This is a genomic window from Pseudomonas sp. Con_6, assembly GCF_059379395.1.
The window spans coordinates 4,889,278-4,906,491 of sequence record NZ_CM182011.1 but is presented as its reverse complement, the minus strand read 5'-3'; the positions used below and the strand labels follow the sequence as shown (position 1 = coordinate 4,906,491).

The window sequence follows — 17,214 nt, the reverse complement described above, 5'->3', positions numbered from 1 at the left end:
CACAACGTGAACGAATCCCCGAATCAGATGCAACGCGAGTCCATCGTCCTGCGGGTGCTGTGGATGCTGTTGTTCCTGCTGGTCTGGCAGGTCGCCGTTACCCTGCTCGGCGCCCTGGTGCTGGTGCAACTGGTCTACCGCCTGGTGTATGGCGCACCAAGTGCCAGCATGATGAATTTCGGCGACAGCCTCAGTCAGTTCCTTGCCCAGATCGGCCGCTTCGGTACCTTCCATACCGAGCAGAAACCCTGGCCGTTCGCCGACTGGCCGGCGCCGCGTCCGGCCGATGGTGAAGCGCCGCACACTGTGCCGCCGGCGGCGCATCCGGTGCGCGACGAAGAGCCGAAGCTGTGAAGCTCTGGATCCTGCGCCACGGCGAGGCTGAGGCCCATGCGCGCAGCGACGACCAGCGCAACCTCACCGAGCATGGTCGCAAGCAGGTGTTGCGCAGTGCGGCGCACCTGATGGGCCAGCCGCTGGATGCCATCGTCGCGAGCCCCTACGTGCGGGCGCAGCAGACGGCGGCACTGGTGTACCAGGCACTGGGTTTCGACAAGCCGGTAGTCACCGTGCCCTGGCTGACCCCGGACAGCGATCCCGACCGGGCCATCGCCGAGCTCGACGCCCTTGGCCTGGAACATGTCCTGGTGGTCAGCCACCAGCCGCTGGTGAGTACGCTGCTGGGCCTGCTCGGGCATGGCAACCGCCAGTCGGGTGAGCCGATGAGCACCGCCAGCCTGGCCGGGCTGGAAGGAGAGGCGCCGCTGGCGGGCCTGATGACCCTGCGCAGTCTGCACCACGCCTGATGCAACGACAGCGGGCCTGCATTGCGCAGGCCCGCTGTTTGTCTAGTGATAACTGATGGTGAAATTCAAAGCCCCCTTGGCCGCCCCCGGTTTCACCGCCGCACTCGCCTCCGTCTGGTAATAGCGCGCTGTGAATGGCAGCACCGTCTCGCCACTGGGCGAGATCGCCTGCAATGGTACGTTCTCGTTGAGCCGCACCGGGGTAACGCCATCGCCCATCAACATCTGGATCGCCACGCCCTCGGCCGACGAATCGTCGCTCAAGTCGAAGATGCCGCGTGCGGCATCGATCGGTTGCGAGCCCTTGGTGCCTTCCAGGCGGATATGCGCGGTGGCGACGCCGCCCTCCGGGTCATCCAGGCAGTCGCTGAGGGTGATGCTGAAGGGGACGGCCGGCGTAGCGAAGCCGGGGCCGGTGAAGTCTCGGCTGTCCCATTCACCGAGTTGCACCGGATCGGCGCTGACCGGGTTGGTCGGCAGGCTGCACTGCGACTGGATCACCGCGCCATGCAAGCGCCAGCCAAAGGCCCTTCCCACGGTGCTGGCGGTGGCATTCCACAATTCCCTACCGTCGATGACGTTGATGCCAGGTGGGATGGGACCGGTCTTGATCAGGGTGATGGAGGTGCGAAACCCGGCCACGTCCGCGAAGAACTGGGTGTTGTGGTCGATATAGGCATCGAAGGGCACGATCGGCTCGCCGACCGGCCTCCAGTCATTGAGGTACTCACCATTGAACGGGCGCTCCTGCTTGAGGCGCACGCCGACGCCTGGCACGTTCGTCTCCAGGACCTTGCCAGTGAGGTCTTCGCCGTTGAGCGGTGGTAGCGGACCCGCAAACACCTTGACCGTGGCCCGGGCATTCAGGTGCAGTAGGTGCGGGCCGTCGGCGCGATAGCACGACAGGATGGCACCGACATCGTTGCCGCCATACCACACCGCGTCCACCGGATTGATGGGTGTGCCAATGGGGGCATCCCGCGGGACGTGGTAGGTACCGATGTCGATGGTGTAGGTGGACGGGCCCGGTGGGCGGTCCGCACGCCACATGCAGATTTCCTGGTCATCCGGCACCTCCCTTGCCTGGACATGGGGGTGGATGAACAGTGTCAGTGCGGCGCAAGCCAGCACGGCGCGGGTCGTTGTCGTCATGGTGTTCTCGAAGAAGAGCGTAAGGATCATTGGCAGGTCAGGGACTGCAGGTGATAGCCCTGGCGGTTAGGCATGCTCCGGGTGTCGATGGGCAGCCGGCACTGGTTGATGGGGTTGCTGCCCCAGCGAATGTCCAGCTCCTGGCTGGCGCTGTCGCTGCTCAGCATCACCTGGCCGGCCTGGGCCACCAGGCCGAGCACCTCGCCGTCGGTGTTGCGAACCTGGGTGCCGAAGGGGAGTGGTCGGTCATCGCTGCCGCGCAGGGTCAGCAGCACACGGTTGGTGCTGCGCACCTCGAACCTGGCCTTGACCACGGCGCCGCGCCGCGGCACCAGCTGGGTGGTACCGTTGGCGATCTCAACCTCCGGGCCCAGCAGGTCGGTTTCCAGGGCGATACGGTTGATCCGGTAAGGGCGCAGGTGCGGCATCAGGGCATAGCCACTGGCATTGGTGCGCAGCCCGTAGCTGTTCTGGATGCCGACATCGGCGGTCTGCGGCACTTCCACCAGGGCCATGGTTTCGCCCAGGTACGGGCCCAAGACCAGGCCACGGTCATGCAGCAGCAGCGCCCCGCTGGCGTTCACCGACAGCGAGCGGTAGTCGTTGCCCTGGGTCAGGCCGCCGCCGATGCTGCCATACGCACCCTGATAGCCCAGGGCCAGAGCACCTGAACGCTGCTGTCGTCCGTCGCGGGCAACGGAGGCGCGGTAGTTCACCCGGGCGTCCTCCAGGTTGCCATTGAGGCTGGCGCGCTGACTGTAGTGATGACCATCGTTCAACAGATCGAAGGAGGCGCTGGCGCTGCGACCGAAGTTCAGGGGCAGGGTCACGCTGAGGCCGAACTGGCGGTCCGAGTCGTTGCGTGTGTCACTCAGCGACTGGGAGGCGTACAGGTTGTAGCTCACGCCCTTGTACTGGGTATTGAAGTTGAACTGGAACTGACGCTGTTGGTAGTCGCTGTTCCAGTAGTCCTGTTGCGACAAGGTCAGGTTGACGGCGCTGTGGGCGCCGAGGTTCTGGTACAGCGATGCTTCCAGGCGGCTACGCCGGCTGCCGTGGTAGCTGTTGCTGCGGCTGCGCTCGCGCACGGCTTCGTCGAAGTCGCGATAGCCTTCGGTGGAGTAGCGGTAGCCGGCGAAGCGCAGGTTGGTGCGGCTGGCAAAGGATTTGCCGTACTTCAACGCGTAGCTCATGCCGCTCACCTGATGTCCCTCGAGGGTATCGACGTCGGCCCGGGAGTGGGTGAGGTCCAGGGCCAGTGCACCGAAGGCGCCGAGGTCGCGGGCCACGCCGAGATTGCCGGCGCGATAGAAGTCGCTGGCCATGAGCCCGCCATACAGGGTCGAATCCCAGGCACCACCGATGGCCAGGGTGCCTTGCCAGAGCAACGGACTGTCGAGGTTGCCATTGGTGTTGTAGCGTCCGGCCGCCAGGCTGTAGCGCCAGACACCCTCGCGCAACAGGTTGCTCAGGGTCGCGTAGGGCTGGGTGAAACGCCGCACCTGGCCATCGGCCTCGGTGAGGATGATCTCCAGTTCGCCGCTGCCGGCGACGGTGCTGAGGTCGTCGATCTGGTAGGGGCCCGGGCTGACGTAGGTGGTGTAGATCGGATAGCCGTTCTGGCGGATTTCCAGGCGTGCGCGGGTGTAGGCGACGCCGCGCACGATCGGCGCATAGCCCTGCTGACGGTCGGAGAGCATGCCCAGGTCGCTGGCGACCAGCGCGCCGGTGATCGGCACGCTGCGGAATACATCGCCACTGGTGAAGGTTTCGCCGAGGGTGAGGTTGGCGTGGGTGCCGGGCAGGTCGCGCTGCAGGTAGGTGTAGGCGCTGCTCCAGCGCCGTTCGCCTTGCTCGTCCTCGCGCAGCGACTGATTGCTGCGCAGGCGCCAGGCGCCGAGATTGAGGCCGCCGCTAAGGTTTACGTCCTGGCTGTCGCTGCGCCCGTCGTGGCGGTTGTGGCCTTGCTGCGCCGAGACCTGATAGTTGATGAAGGCCGCATCGATACCGGCGTCCCAGTCCTCCTCGGAGATGCCGGCGGAGGCATCACGGCGCAGGTAGTACTGGGGAATCGAAATCGTCAGTTGCAGACGGCTGCCATCGAAGTCCACCCAGGCACCGTCGAGCATGTCGGGAAGAGCCGGGCAGCCGTCCAGCACGCGCTCGGGTTGCTCCAGGCTGTCGAGCCGGATGCCGAACTGCCGGACCAGCTCTGCGGGCAGGCAGGGGACCAGCCCGCCCTTGGCGCCCTTGATGAACGCGAGCCTGTGCTGGCCAAGGCTGTGGGCATTGAGCACCACCTCTACCGAGTAATCGCCCGGCGCCAGCAGGCGGCTGCTGGCCAGGTGTTGCAAGGCCAGGCTACCGGCATCGGGATCATGGCCGGGGGCCTGGTGCATGAAGCTCGCCTCGAAGCCCGGCACGGCACTGGCCAGGGCCGACTGCATGGTGGGCAGGGTGAGGCCGCCGCTGGCGATCAGCAGGCGGAGCAAGGGAGGGCGGGAGATCAGGCTCCATCGCCGTGGAGAGGAAGGCATGGTTAGGCTCCTGGCGCTGAAAGGAGAGGTGGTCAAAGGTCCGACTGGACGGCGACCGTAAGCGGTTTGCTGTAGCCGCCGTAATCGTTGATGGCAGCGAAGGTCACCTGGAGGTTTGTGCTGAGCCGCTGGGTGGTCAGCGGGTAGCTCTGGCGCGAGAGCGGCGCCACCATGGGGGCATCCTGGGGGCGGATCGCCTGGTCGCCGTCGCGCAGTTCAAGGCGGCTGAAGGAAAAGTGGAAGGGCGTCGGGTTGTTCACCACCAGGCGCGGCCCCCCGGCGTCGTGTTCGATGGACCAGCGCAGGTCGGCCAGGCGGGTCATCGGATCGTCACGGAGCTGGACCGGTCGGTAGAACAGCTTGATGCGCGTGCGCAAGGCGATGTTCAGCACGTTGCCGTCACGGGCTCCGGCCTCGGGGATTTCCTGGACGTTGAAGAAGAACAGCGACTCGCGGTCGTCCGGCAGGGTGGCAGGCAGGGCATTGATCTGCACCAGTTGCTCTGTGCCCGGGTCCAGGCGGAACAACGGTGGCGACGCGATCAGCGGCACGGCGGTGGTGGTGTCGTCGACCTCGGTATTGACCCAGGTCTGAACGGCGAAGGTGCTGGTGCTGGGGTTGTTGACCACCAGCGAGACATTGCGCTTGTCGCTGTCGAACACCACGCGGGTGCTGTTCAGGCTCAACGCGGCCTGGCTGGCCGGCAGCCAGCCCAGCAGCGCCAGCGCAGCGGTGGCGAGTGGCCAGGAAGGCGAGGAAAAGAGAGGCATCGGGGTACTACCTGTGCGGGTGGTGGCCCGCGAGCGCAGGGGGAACGCTCGCGGGCGCGGGCGTCAGTTGATGGCGACGACGAAGGCGACGTCGGCATCCGCCGCGCCGGCGGTGACGTTGGCGGCGGTGGACTGGTACACCGCAGTGAAGTACAGCTCGGTGCTGCCGGTGTTATTCAGTGGATACGCGACGGAAGCCTCGCCGTTCTTCACCAGGGCACCGCTGCGGTCCTTGATCGCCACGGCGACACCGGTAGCGGCGCCGCCGATGGACTTGATCGCGTACAACGAGCCGTCAGCGCCGGCCCCGCCCTGCACGCCATTGAAGGTCACAGTCGCGTTGTTCGGATTTTCCGGATCCAGGCCGCACGCCGCGCCACCGGCCACGCGCATGGCGAAGCTGCGCCCGCCGGACTGGCTGCCCACCGCGGTGAAGTCGGTGGTCAGCGGCGCGCCCATCTGCACCAGGTTGCCGATGGTGCCGCTGTCCGGGTTGACGATCTCGATGGGGCAGGTGGCGCCGTTGATCTTGCCGTTGAAGTTGATGGTGCCGGTGTTGGCGAATGCGGAAGTACCGGTGAGGAGGAGGGAAAGTGTCAGTAGCGTGCGTTTCATGTATTTACCTGAACGAATGGGAAATGTCCGAAGTTGAACTTCGGGGGATGTTTTGAAGTTTGTTACATGCAGTAGGAATATTCCTTTTTGGATAAAGGATCGCCCTACAGGGTGGGAATCTTATGGAGGAGTTTTTGAGGGGTATGTAGGAAAAGTTGACTGTTATTGATTGAATGAGGATGTTTGGACGTGAGAGGGATTTTCGTGGGCTAAGGGAGGCCGGGACCGAACAGAGATGGTCGGTCCCGGATTGTGGGTATTTTTTATTAGATTATTTGAGGGGTTACGCCACGGGTAGGGTCCTTTATCCATTTTCCGTACCGCTTGACATAAGGGTTTCCGAAGATGAAATTCGCTATGCCTTTACCCGCACGCTGACCCGGATTCGAGTGAGGTTTCTTGGAGCCGGGTTTCGGTGGTGGTACTGGCGCAGGCCCCTTTCGTTCAGAGACAGGTGATATCGGCGCGTCGTAACTGGAGCTTCCCGATGCAACAGAGTCTCTTTGTTCAGGGTTGGACTGGAGCGGATGGTTTTTTCGGACCTGATCGGGACTCATCTGAGTACCAACGGACCTTTGTGCCACTTCCTGATTCAATCCCCGGGGCGCTTCGTCGAAATCCCTGGGAGGTGCTACTGGAGCACCGTCAAGCCCATTGATCTTCTGCTGACCCGTGTCCGCCTGTTCCGCCTCTTGAGGTGTCTTGTTTTGGTTTCTTTTGTTTGCGAGATACCCGGCGGTGCCTAGAGCGCCGGAAACGCCAGCCAAAAGGTAACTGGCATTTATCAGTCCCTCGCTCTCCATGAGCACGCCGGCCACCGCAACACCTACGGCTGCCACTGCGGCCGCGACCGATGCTGTGGCGAGGACGAAACCGACGGTCAGGGCGGGAGCAGCAAGTACCGGCAAGGCCGTCCCCACCGTGGCTACCAACACGACCACCGCGGCGATCACCGGCATCCAGTCCATCCAGCTTTTCTTCCTGGCCAGTTCCTCCGGCGGATCGATGTAGTCCGGGTCCCAGCTCCGCGCCTGTACGGGGTTGTGTCCGCTGGGGTCACGCAAGCGCACCGGATTGCCCAGGCAGTACATGTAGGGGTTGAGTCCGCCTTCACCGAACGGGCTCAGCGAATCCGGACTGTGGAAACGCATCAGCGCCGGGTTGTAGGCACGGTAGCCGCGGCCCAGCAGGTACCAGCCGGTGGCCGCTTCCCGCAGTTCGCCGTTGAAGGCCATCAGGCATTCCAGGCGCTGCTCCTCGGCCTGCTCGCCATAGGCGCTGTAGACCGCTTCGCGCAGCCCGGCGGCAAGGCTTTCGCCGATCACGCTGGGGCTGGCGTCGGTGAGCAGGAGCAGGGTGCGCTCATGGTCGTTCAGTTCCTGCTGGCCGAGTGGCTGGCCGGCGTGACTGAAGTAATGCACCTGCACGCCGTCGCGCACGGTATAGCTGACTTCGAAGTCCTTGTAGAAGCGCAGGGTTTCCGTCTCGTCGCCTTCCCGCACGCCCACCAGGTGCTGGTGACCGTCATAGCGATAAGCAGCGGTGGTGCGGCTGCCATCGGCACTGGTCACTGTCAGCAGGCGCCCCTGGCTGTCGTATTCCAGGGCCTGGCCCTGTTCGTCGTTGAGCTGGTTGCCGTCCGCGTCGTAGTGGAAGTCCTGGCTGCCTGGGTAGCCACCTTCGGTATAGGTATGGGTGACCCTGGTCAACTGGCAACTGTCGTCGTCGGCGTAGGTGTAGCGAGCGAGGTCGGTTTCGCCATTGGCGAAGGTGGTCTGACAGCGCTCGATATTGTTCAGAGCATCGATGCGGAACAGTTGCGCAGTGATGGCGTTGCCGTAGCGATCGGTGGGCAGGCGTTCGCCGGAGCAGTGATACTCCTCCAGGCGACCGCGCACGTCGTAGATGAATGTCTCGAACAACAGGCTTCGCCCGTCCATTTCCAGGTGGCGGCTGAACAGCTCGTCGTCGTCGCGCCAGACTTGGGTCAGGGTGCGCGGTGGGCTGTCGTTGAGTTTCAGGGTGCGTAGCACGATGCGGTCGAGGCTGTCGTACTGGTTCTCGCTGACCAGTTCGTCACCGTTGTTCAGGTCACGGGTGGTGATGAGGTGCTGGCGGCCATCGGCGTCGTATTCGAAGTCGGCCTGCAACTGGCCCTGGCTCATGGAGGTGAGGCGGCCGAGGTCGTCGTAGGTGTAATGGGTCTGCAGGCCATCGTCGACGCGCAGCGTGGCCAGGCCGAGCAGCGAGCACTCGTGGCGGGTTTCATGGGTGCTGCCATCTGCATCGACCCAGCGCTCCAGTTCCAGGTGGCCGAGGGCGGTGTAGGTGTATTCGCGGGCGCCAGCGTCGTTGGTAGCGCTGCTGATGCCCGCGTCGGCCTTGTCGAAACTGAACGTAGAGGTGCTGTCGGGCGCGACGATCTCTTTCGGCTGATCGCTGAGGTTGGATTCGTAGAAGTACTCGATGCTCTTCTGCGCCGGGGTGATGCGCTTGCTCACCCGGGTTTTCTGGTCTTCGTATTCGTAGCGTTCCACCCGCGGCCCGACGGTAAGGCTGGTGAGGCGGTGCAGGCCATCGAAGGTACGCTCGCCGACCAGTAGCTCGGTGTCCGGATCGTCGCCGGGGACGACCTTGATGGTGGTGGCCAGGTCGCCCGTGCTGTGCGCGGCGAAGGTGCGGCTCACCAGGGTTTCGTCGGGCAGGCGGGTGGACTGGACACGGCCGCGGATGTCGTACCCGAAATGGGTGCTGCGGGTTTCCGTGGCGCGCTCTTCGTATTCGGTGGCGATTTCCTCGTCTTCGCGGATGCAGCGGCCCTGGCCGTCGTAGGTGAAGTCGTAGCGGCCGACCACTCGGTCCTCGTCGTGGCGTTCGATCCAGTCGGGCTTGTCGAAACGGTTGAACTGGGTGACGGTCATCTGGCTGATGGCGGGCGGTTGCGTGGCGTTTTCCCGCCAACTGCGGCGCAGCGCACCGCCGTCACCGAAGGGCGTGAACTCGGAGGCCAAGCTGACGCCGTCCGGCCTGGTGGCGCGGCAGCGCTGGCCCCAGTCGTCGTACTCGTAGGTGGTGGTCTGGGTGATTTCCCGCGTGCCGATCCAGTCATGGCGGCTGTCCTCGCTCAGCCGAGCCATGCCGTCGTACACCGCGCTGTAGATCTTGCGCCACTCGTTGCCCTGCTTGCACTCGGTCAGGACCAGATGGCCGACGCCATCGTAGTGGTTGCGGGTCTGCACACCCTTGACCGTGGTCAGGGTCTGGCTGGCGTGCTGGCCATCGCTGGCGACCAGTTGGTGGGCGACCTGACGGCTGGCGACGAACTCGGTGTCCGGCGCCACGGTTTCCTGAACCCGCCGGTGCAGGCTGTCGTAGTCGTAGCGGACCTGTACGCCGTTGTCGTCATGGCCCAACAGGGGCGCGCCGTGGACCAGCGACAGCTCCTGGACCATGGTCTTGCTCGTGCCGTCGAAGCCGGTGAAGGTTTCCTCGCACTGCAGGCTGTCCTGGTCGAGCAGCGTGTGGCGCGCGGTGCCATAGCGGTAGTCGGTGGTCGAGCAGGTGCCATTGAACGAGCTGACCGATTGCATGAGGCGGCCGTGCAGATGCGCGTTGTCCGGGGTGTCGTAACGCTGGTGGAGGTTATGTTGCACCAGGATCTCTTCGGCGCCGCGCTGCTCGTAGAGGAAGTCTTCGCACAGCGTCAGCGTCCCGGGCAACGGCGTGCCTGCCAAGGGTTGCAGGACCTGGTAGCGGTAGCGGTTGATGACCACCGGTGCATCGCCGCGGGCGCCGGCCGGCGGGGTGATCACGGTTTCCTTGATGCTGTGGACGAAGCCGTTGGGGTTCGGCGGGCAGCCGTCCTCGCCATCCTTGTCGTAGTAGGTGGTGCGCTTGGTGATCCCGTTGCTCTTGATCTCCAGCACGATATTGCCGTGCTCGTCGAATTCGGTGGTGGCCGTTTCGCTGTGCACCTTGGTCGGATCATTGGCCATTTCCCAGCGGTTTTCCACGGTATGCGGCAACTGGAAGTTGGTCGGTTGCTGGTCGAACGGCACGTCCTTGGCGTGATAGGTGTTGATCACTTTCTTGACGCACTGGCCCTGGGTGATGACCTCGTCGGTGAGCAGGTGGAAGCGGTTGTAGATGCGCTTGACGGTGCGCAGCACCTGGCCGTCGAGCAGGTGCTTGGCGGTGCTGTCGTATACGTAGGTGTGGGTGACTTTGTACAACTGGTCGAGGCCGTCGTTCTCCCAACTGACGTTGGCGCCATTGCCGAGGAAATTGGTGTTCGAGTACTCGTACCGGGTTTCCAGGGTCGCCTTGTCGTGCCCCGGGCTGACCAAGTGGCGGGTGACCCGTGGCAGGTTCGGCGGTGGTTGCTGGCCCGGGAACGGGTGCCCCTCGTCACGGTACTCGATGGTCTCGTGGGCACCCTGCGGCGTCTTCACCGAAGTGATGCAGGTGCGTTCGCGGATCGGTTCGTAGGTGAAGCGCCAGGACGCCTGCTCTTCTACTGGCAGGACGATCTCCATCACCCGGCTACCCGTGAGCTTCATCAGGTAGCGGGTCAGCGGTTTGTCGTCGAAGGGCGGCAGCAGCAGCTTGACTTCGTGGTCGCTGCGCTGGATACGCAGCAGTTCACCACTGGCATCGCGGATGCTGGTCAGGCGCTGACCGCCGTTGAACGCCGCCCAGGTCAGTTCGATGCTGTGCCCGGAGGGGGTGTAGATGCGGTGAGGCACGGCGATGCGCTGGTCCTCGATACCACCGGCCTTGAGCACCTCGACCACGCCACTGCGGTGGACGATGCGCCAGGTGTCGTTGCCGTCGTCGAAGAAGCGAAAGCTGTCGATCTTCTTCTCCTTGATCGGCGGCTCGCCACCGACGTCGCTGCCGGTGACCTTGAACGACTCGCCGCTGAGCAGCGAGAGCATGCTGTTGGCGACGCGGTATTGGCTCAGGCGCAGGGTCCAGCCGATGCCGTAGCCGCTGTCGTCGGGATTGAGCGGGCTGAAGTCGAGCTTGATCGGCAGATCGGGGCCGTTCAGGGCATTGGCCCGTAGCTCGGGCAGATCGATGGACACGACGTACTGGCCGGTGCGTGCGTCGACGTGGCCCTTGACGGGGTAGTGGAAAGCGTTGGAGTTGACTGTGCTGTTGGTGGTCATGTCGAGGACCCCTCTTGAACGTGAAAAGACTGGCACTGCGGGTGTGGGCCGGGTCCGGGTCAGGGGGGGGGCTGCAGGTACAGGGTGCCGCAGCGGTAGCGGGTGGGATCGTTCTCGTCGCCTTCGTGGGTGCGGCCGATCAGCACCTTGTTGCTTGGGCATTCGAACAGATGTGCGCTTTCCTTCATCTCGTCGCTCCAGGGGTCCGGGCGCACCAGCAGGCGAGTGTCGTCGGAGAGGTAGGCTTCGGCGCAGGTGTAGCGGGTTTCGCCGCGTTCGTCGCCATCGTGTTCGCGGCCGGTCATCACCATGTCCTTTGGGCAAACGAAGTAGCTGGTGGCCTCGTGCTGGCCTGGGGCTTGGCGGTGGTTCTTCAGAGAGACCGCCCCACTTCCCTGGCTGGCGCTCGCACAGCGGTATTGGGTTGGCTCCTCTTCATCTCCATCATGGGCCCGGCCGATCAGGATGTAGTTGCCTTGGCAATGAAACTTCGAGTTGTGTTCGTTGCCTGCGTCCTCCCATGCCCTGGGTGCGGTGGTAACCGGCGCGACGGGCTTGGGCAGGGTGGCACGAGAGTTGATCACACGGATGCAGGACAGTTTGTCCAGGGCATCGACGCTGTCGCCTTCGAGATGCTTGTCCACCAGCAACACGCCTTCCGTGATGATCTCGCCGTTAGCGTGCAGGAACGGGAAGGCCATGGTGAATTCGCCGGGCTGGGTGATTTTCTTGATGGTCTTCAACTTGAACCAGAACGTGCTCTTTCCCGGCTCTTTCGATGTCTCGCAGGTGTCGCTATCGGTGAAGATCAGTTGCGTTGCCGAAGGGAGGTTGTAGAGGGCGATTTTCCGTGCGGTGTTGTTCATGTCCCCGCACGGTGACAGGTCGGCGGCGAATTCGTACTGGGCGTCCAGGCCGCTGCCGGCGGCACCGACCGGGATGCTGCAGTGACGTTCGTTCACGTCGCGTACGCTGATATAGCCCTGGTTGTCGTTGGTTGGGTCGGGTGCCGGACCTTGGGCGAAGGCGGGCGCGACGATGCCGAGCAACAGACTGCCGATGAATGTGGTGTTCATGCTGGAGTGGCCTTGTGGTTGGCACGCGGGGGAGGTGGCAGGTGCGCTCGTGATCAATACAGCGTGGCGCACAGGTACTGGGTCTGTTTCGTTTCATCGCCCCGGTGATATCGACCGACCAGGACCTGGTTGGAGGCGCACTGGAAGTTCGTTTCTTCCTCGTCGTCGATGCGTTGCCAGGTGCCTGGCACGACATTCATCGGGTTGTCCCAGTAGTCATGAATCTTGCCGCAGTAGTACCAGGTATCGCCGTTTTCATCGCCAAGATGGCCGCGACCGACCATGACTTCATTTTCAGGGCATACGACCCAGATGCCAGCGCTTTCCTTGACCCTTATGAATTCACGGACATCCGTGATCGGTATGTCCTTGAACTGGAAGATGCTGCCGCAGCGGTACTTGCTGTCCTTGTCTTCGGCCCCCCAGTGCCATCGGCCTACCAGCGCCTGGTCGGTGGCGCATTTGTAGTCGTGCGCATCTTCAGGCATCTCCGCCGACCAATCCTTCAGGGTCACCGTGGCCGGTGCCCGCGGCGTCTGGGATGTCTGTGCCTGGGCGCAGACTGACAACAGGGCGGCGATCAGCAACGCGGAAAATCCGCCGAGCAATGGGCGGGGGGAGTAATGCAGTTTCATGTCGGGCTCCTTGCGGTCCGGTGGTGCGGAGACTGTTTCATCGCAGTAGATACCCGTCCGGGGGCTTTGCCTACTTGGCAGAACTGCTAGGTTGCGATGCCCATCGGGCACGGCTGTACTGAGCTGAACACGTGATCACGGAGCCCGCTCATGTCCGATGCCTTCGAAGAACTGAACGAGTGGCTGCAACAGGCGCCGCGCACGTTGGGCTGGGGCGGCCTGCTGGCCTGGGACCGCACCCGGGTCAACAGCGTATTGCTGCAGCAATACATCGCCGGCTTCGACAACGGCCACTACCTGCCCAGGTTCACCGACCTGATCTACACGTCGACGCTGACCGCCGAGTACATCTACGACTACACCCTGGACTGTCCGCGGCTGTCGTTCGAGAACGCGACCATCCGCGACCCCAAGGCACGCCTGCGCATGCAGGTGGTCGGTGGCTTGCAGTTGTCGCTGCAGCAACTCACTGGCGACAGCGCGCGGGTCTACCAGATCGCTGCGGTGGACGTCCTCGACGGCCGCTCGCTGTACATGAACCTGGCGCTGATGCAGACCTCTGCGACCACCGGTTCGGCGGGTCAGGTGGTGCTGGACTTGTCCAAGGGCGCTGACTTCGACCTGACCTTTGCCCGCACTGCGCAGGAACGCTGGCTGGGTGGCGAGTACTTTCGCAAGCAGTTCGAGCAACTGGATGACAGTCAGAAAGTCCTGGTGCTTGGCGAACTGGGGGTGCCTGACGGGCAATCGCTGAAACCGCAGGACTTTGTGATCACCACCCACGGCAAGGCGGGCGAGCCAGACAAGGGCGCCGTGCTCATGCTGATCAGGATGAACGGCGATGCCCATGGCCATGTGCCGGCCACCGACGAAGACCTGCGTTACCTGCTGGAAGGCGGCTATTCCTTCACCCTGTTGCTGGGGCGGCATTTCCTGATACACCGGTTGTTCGTCCCGGCCTGCAGTCGCTTCGGGGGCGATGGCTCGCACTTCGAGCCTGCGGCCGAGGACCTGCCACCGGGCGCCACGCATTACCTGCGCGCCGCGCAGGGCCAGTTCCAAACCTATGGGGCTAACGTGGAGACGGCCTTTTTCCTCACGGTGAGCCTCCTGCGGGTCGCCTTGCCTTTGAAGTCTGCCGAATGCAGTTTCGAGCTGAGCTTCACGGGCGCGGATATCCAGTTGCACTGGCGTGGCGTTCATCATGTGCCGGTCTTTCTGCAAACGTGGGACGACCAGAAGGCATCGGTCGAGGGACGGATCGAGTTCGAGTTCAAGCGCAAACTGCGCTTTTCCTTGGACAGAAGCGATGGGCGGGTGACGTTCTGGGTGGGCGGCGAAACCCTGAACAACTGCCATTTCAGTCTCACCAGCGACGGCAACATACCCGGCGCCAAGGACAAGTTCAGGGCCGAGGCCAGCAGCGCACTGCAGCAAGATCTCATCCAGAGAGTCGATGTCGCGTTCGCACGTTTTCGTAGCGAGCTGGGTGAGATCCCCCTCGACCAGATGACCGGCTTGCTGTTCCAGCGACGTGAAGACCTGGTCTTCGAGAAGATCAGCTTCCCCCGCGACCTGGTGCTGTTCGGCCATCTCGCGCCGTCGCTCACGACATTTTCCGTGCGACCGGTGGAAACGGTGATGGGGCCGTCGCAGACTCAGCTGTTCACCACCTGGCCGCCACGCCTGGTGTCCTGGCGTGTGGACAACCTGCCCGGCGAGGACGGCCCGGTCGGCCGCATCGATGCCCTGGGTTTCTACACGGCCCCAAGCGCCGCGCAGTTGCCGGGGGCGTTCCTGCGGGTGAAGGTCACCGCCACCCTCGATGGCTACAGCAGCAGCGCCCTGGTCACGGTGTTGCCCGGCAACATCACGGTCAACCCCATGGTGATGGTGCACACCGCCGGAAAGCTGAACGAGGGCCGGGAAATGACTGCGGGCACCCGCGGCGGCGGGCAGTTGAGCTGGGCGCTGGCCGCCGGCCATTCCGGCGGGCGCCTTGTGCCCAGCAGCGAGGCGGACGGTGACCACACCTATTTCCCTGGTCCGGTAAACCCTGACCTGGTCTATTCGATCGACGAAGTTCGGGTGACCAACCCGGCCACCTTACGGGTGCAGACGGCCTATGTGCTGCTGTTGCACAAGGACGTTGTGGTGACGGTCACCGCGCGTCGTGGCAGTGGCGACACGGTGCAGTTGCAAGCGTCCATGCAGGGCAACGATCACCCGGAGATGGTGCGCGAATGGGCTGTGATGCTCGGCGGCGGCAGTGTCGACCGGGAGTCGGGGGTATTCACGCCGGGCGCCTCGGCACATCGCTTTGCGATTGTCACCGTGAAGCTGCACACGGAATGGGAGTTCGCGTTCAACGGGTTCATTCTCTTGCCGCTGCCCTACGTGGAACTGCCAGCGTGGGAGCCGCCCTCCGAGATTCTGCCCGGTCCCGTGTGAAAGCCACCGCCGGGGCCTGTTGCCATCCAGCGTAAACCCCTTTCCGGATTTGGCAACCTGACAGTTCTGCCAGTACCGCGGTAGCTGCCCGAGGTGTAAAAAATTTCATCACGTACATGCCTTCGCATGTTCTCCGGCATGGCTACAGGACCGAACCATGAGTGAATTCCCAGAACCTTCCATCCCCCTGATGGATGAATACAACACCATTGATCTGGGCGACGTTGGCCCGCAGTTGCAGACCTGGATCAAGTACCCGGGCATGGCGCTGGGCGACAAGGTGTACCCCAACTGGCGCGGATGCGGGGCGGACAAGCAGGCCTACGACATGGCCGGGTTTTCCATCGAGGTGTCCGAGGACGCGGGCTACGATGCCACCCTTGGTCTGCCGGTACCTATCCCGGCCACTGTGCTCATCGGCCTGGACCAGGGCTGGGTCATGTACTCCTATACCGTGGCGCTCCAGGGCGGTGCCATCGGGCCCGAGTCGTTGCGCCAGTTCTGTTATGTCGGCGTGCGTTCTGGCCTGGCGGCCTTGCTGCCGGTGGCGCAACTGCGCGATTCCCATGACCTGACCCTGGATCCCGACCTGGTCGTTGGCAGCAGCACTGCCGCCGTGGTGCCGCCTTACCTGGCGATGCGCGTACAGGACAAGGTGACCCTGACCTTCGCTGGCTACTACGACGGTGAACTCGACGATGAATGGAGCCAGGCCAAGACACTGGTCGCCGCCGACCTCGGCAAACCGTTGGTATGGCAGGTGCCCAAGGGCCAGTTGAGCTGGATCGAGGACGGTTACGCCGAAGTCGGTTACCGCGTCGACTACGCCGGCGGGGAGGGCAGCAGCGAATCGCCGTTGCAGACCTTCCAGATCCGTACCGAGGAGTCGTCCCGACTGATTGCACCCTGGATCGAGGGCTACGCGCCTGGCGAAGACCTCGACCCCGGGTATTTCCCCGATGGCCTGGTGGTGCATGTCGCCCCCTGGGCGGACATGCGTGACGGTGACCGTTTGCTCCTGCACTGGTTGGGTGAACGTGAGGCAGGCAACGTGACCAAGGAATTGCGCATCGACCCGTCGATGGTCGACAGCGGCATCATCCTGCTGCGCATCGAGCCCGAATGGTTGCAAGCCAGCCTCGGCGGCGAGGTTCACATGTTCTATCAGTACGCACGCGAAGGTGCGGCCCATAGCGGTGAGGCTTTGACCCTGCCCATCCGTCAGCCGCTGGACCTGCAGCCGCCGATCGTCGACAAGGCCACCGCCGAAGGTGGCAACGGCGAGAACAAGGGCGTCCTGTTGGCGCAGAACGCGTTGACGGGCACCTATGTCGATGTCCCGGCCAGTGTCGTGCTGCCCCCGGATGTGAGCCTGGAAGTGCACTGGGACGGCCACCCGGCCGGCGGCAAGCACGTGGCCACCAGTCCGGTCGGCGGTGAGGGGCGGCGCTTCCAGATCCCTGCCAGTGCCATTGCGGCCAATATCGCCGAAGGCGACAGCAAGCGCTTCGAAGTGTTCTACCGCGTGCTGGAAGATGAGAAGCCGGCTGTCGATTCACAGCCGTTCAACCTGCGCATCGAGCCGGCGGACCGGCAGCGCTATCCGAGCCCGCAATGCGCCCAGGCCGGCGCTGGTGTCCTCTCTCTGGCCCGCGTGCCGGCGGCTGGCGCCGACCTGAGCCTGGCCGAGTGGTACTTCATGGCCGAGGGGCACTTGCTGACCCTCGAAGCCAAGGGCGTCACGGCTGCCGGCCAGCCGGTCACCCAGGTGGTGCGCAACGCGCAGCCTGTCACCGCAGCCGAGTTCGCCGCGCGGCGCATCGAGGCGAAGCTGATCAAGGCCTTCCTTTCTTCCCTGTGGATCGACCAGAACTTCACCCTCACGGCCCGGGTGAGCTACGACGGCGGCGAAAGCCAGGTCCTGTTCCAGGACACCAACCTCAAGCTGACGACCTGATGGCGGGCGCAGTTGCATTTGTGAAGGCCAGCTAACCAGAGAGG

Annotated in this window: 11 protein-coding genes; 4 read left to right on the top strand and 7 right to left on the bottom strand. The window is 63.9% G+C overall.

The genetic code is table 11. The annotated features are described in order from the left end of the window. The first annotated feature begins 27 nt into the window (after positions 1–27). Both AC5QPF_RS21785 and sixA read left to right on the top strand, forming a co-directional pair. A complete protein-coding gene (locus tag AC5QPF_RS21785) occupies positions 28–354 on the top strand; it encodes a DUF4389 domain-containing protein (RefSeq protein WP_494964228.1) in 327 nt (108 codons plus the stop codon). Then, on the top strand, positions 351–806 hold the full coding sequence (gene sixA / locus AC5QPF_RS21780) for a phosphohistidine phosphatase SixA (protein ID WP_494959841.1): 456 nt from the start codon (positions 351–353) through the stop codon (positions 804–806). Before AC5QPF_RS21785 ends, sixA begins: the two co-directional genes overlap by 4 nt. 42 nt (positions 807–848) lie before the next feature. Here the strand turns inward: sixA and AC5QPF_RS21775 are convergent, their stop codons facing one another. The 7 genes from AC5QPF_RS21775 to AC5QPF_RS21745 form a co-directional block, all read right to left on the bottom strand. Continuing rightward, positions 849–1,958, bottom strand: coding sequence for a fimbrial protein (locus AC5QPF_RS21775; RefSeq protein ID WP_494959840.1), 1,110 nt, complete (start codon positions 1,956–1,958; stop codon positions 849–851). A 26-nt stretch (positions 1,959–1,984) separates the two neighbouring features. Further along, positions 1,985–4,495, bottom strand: coding sequence for a fimbria/pilus outer membrane usher protein (locus AC5QPF_RS21770; RefSeq protein WP_494959839.1), 2,511 nt, complete (start codon positions 4,493–4,495; stop codon positions 1,985–1,987). 32 nt (positions 4,496–4,527) lie between these two features. After that, positions 4,528–5,265 (bottom strand): fimbria/pilus periplasmic chaperone, encoded by a 738-nt coding sequence (locus AC5QPF_RS21765; protein WP_494959838.1) that lies wholly within the window; start codon positions 5,263–5,265, stop codon positions 4,528–4,530. A 63-nt stretch (positions 5,266–5,328) separates the two neighbouring features. Further along, positions 5,329–5,880: a fimbrial protein gene (locus tag AC5QPF_RS21760; protein WP_494959837.1), complete on the bottom strand. Its 552-nt coding sequence runs from the start codon at positions 5,878–5,880 to the stop codon at positions 5,329–5,331. Between the two features lie 266 nt (positions 5,881–6,146). Beyond that, a complete protein-coding gene (locus tag AC5QPF_RS21755; RefSeq protein ID WP_494959836.1) occupies positions 6,147–11,051 on the bottom strand; it encodes an RHS repeat-associated core domain-containing protein in 4,905 nt (1,634 codons plus the stop codon). Between the two features lie 59 nt (positions 11,052–11,110). Then, positions 11,111–12,127, bottom strand: coding sequence for a hypothetical protein (locus AC5QPF_RS21750; protein ID WP_494959835.1), 1,017 nt, complete (start codon positions 12,125–12,127; stop codon positions 11,111–11,113). 53 nt (positions 12,128–12,180) lie between these two features. After that, complete coding sequence (locus AC5QPF_RS21745; RefSeq protein WP_494959834.1) at positions 12,181–12,762, bottom strand: hypothetical protein; 582 nt, start codon at positions 12,760–12,762, stop codon at positions 12,181–12,183. A gap of 150 nt (positions 12,763–12,912) precedes the next feature. Between AC5QPF_RS21745 and AC5QPF_RS21740 the strand changes: the two genes are divergently transcribed. Both AC5QPF_RS21740 and AC5QPF_RS21735 read left to right on the top strand, forming a co-directional pair. Further along, on the top strand, positions 12,913–15,213 hold the full coding sequence (locus tag AC5QPF_RS21740) for a hypothetical protein (RefSeq protein ID WP_494959833.1): 2,301 nt from the start codon (positions 12,913–12,915) through the stop codon (positions 15,211–15,213). Between the two features lie 157 nt (positions 15,214–15,370). Next, positions 15,371–17,170: a hypothetical protein gene (locus tag AC5QPF_RS21735; RefSeq protein ID WP_494959832.1), complete on the top strand. Its 1,800-nt coding sequence runs from the start codon at positions 15,371–15,373 to the stop codon at positions 17,168–17,170. Positions 17,171–17,214: the final 44 nt, after the last annotated feature.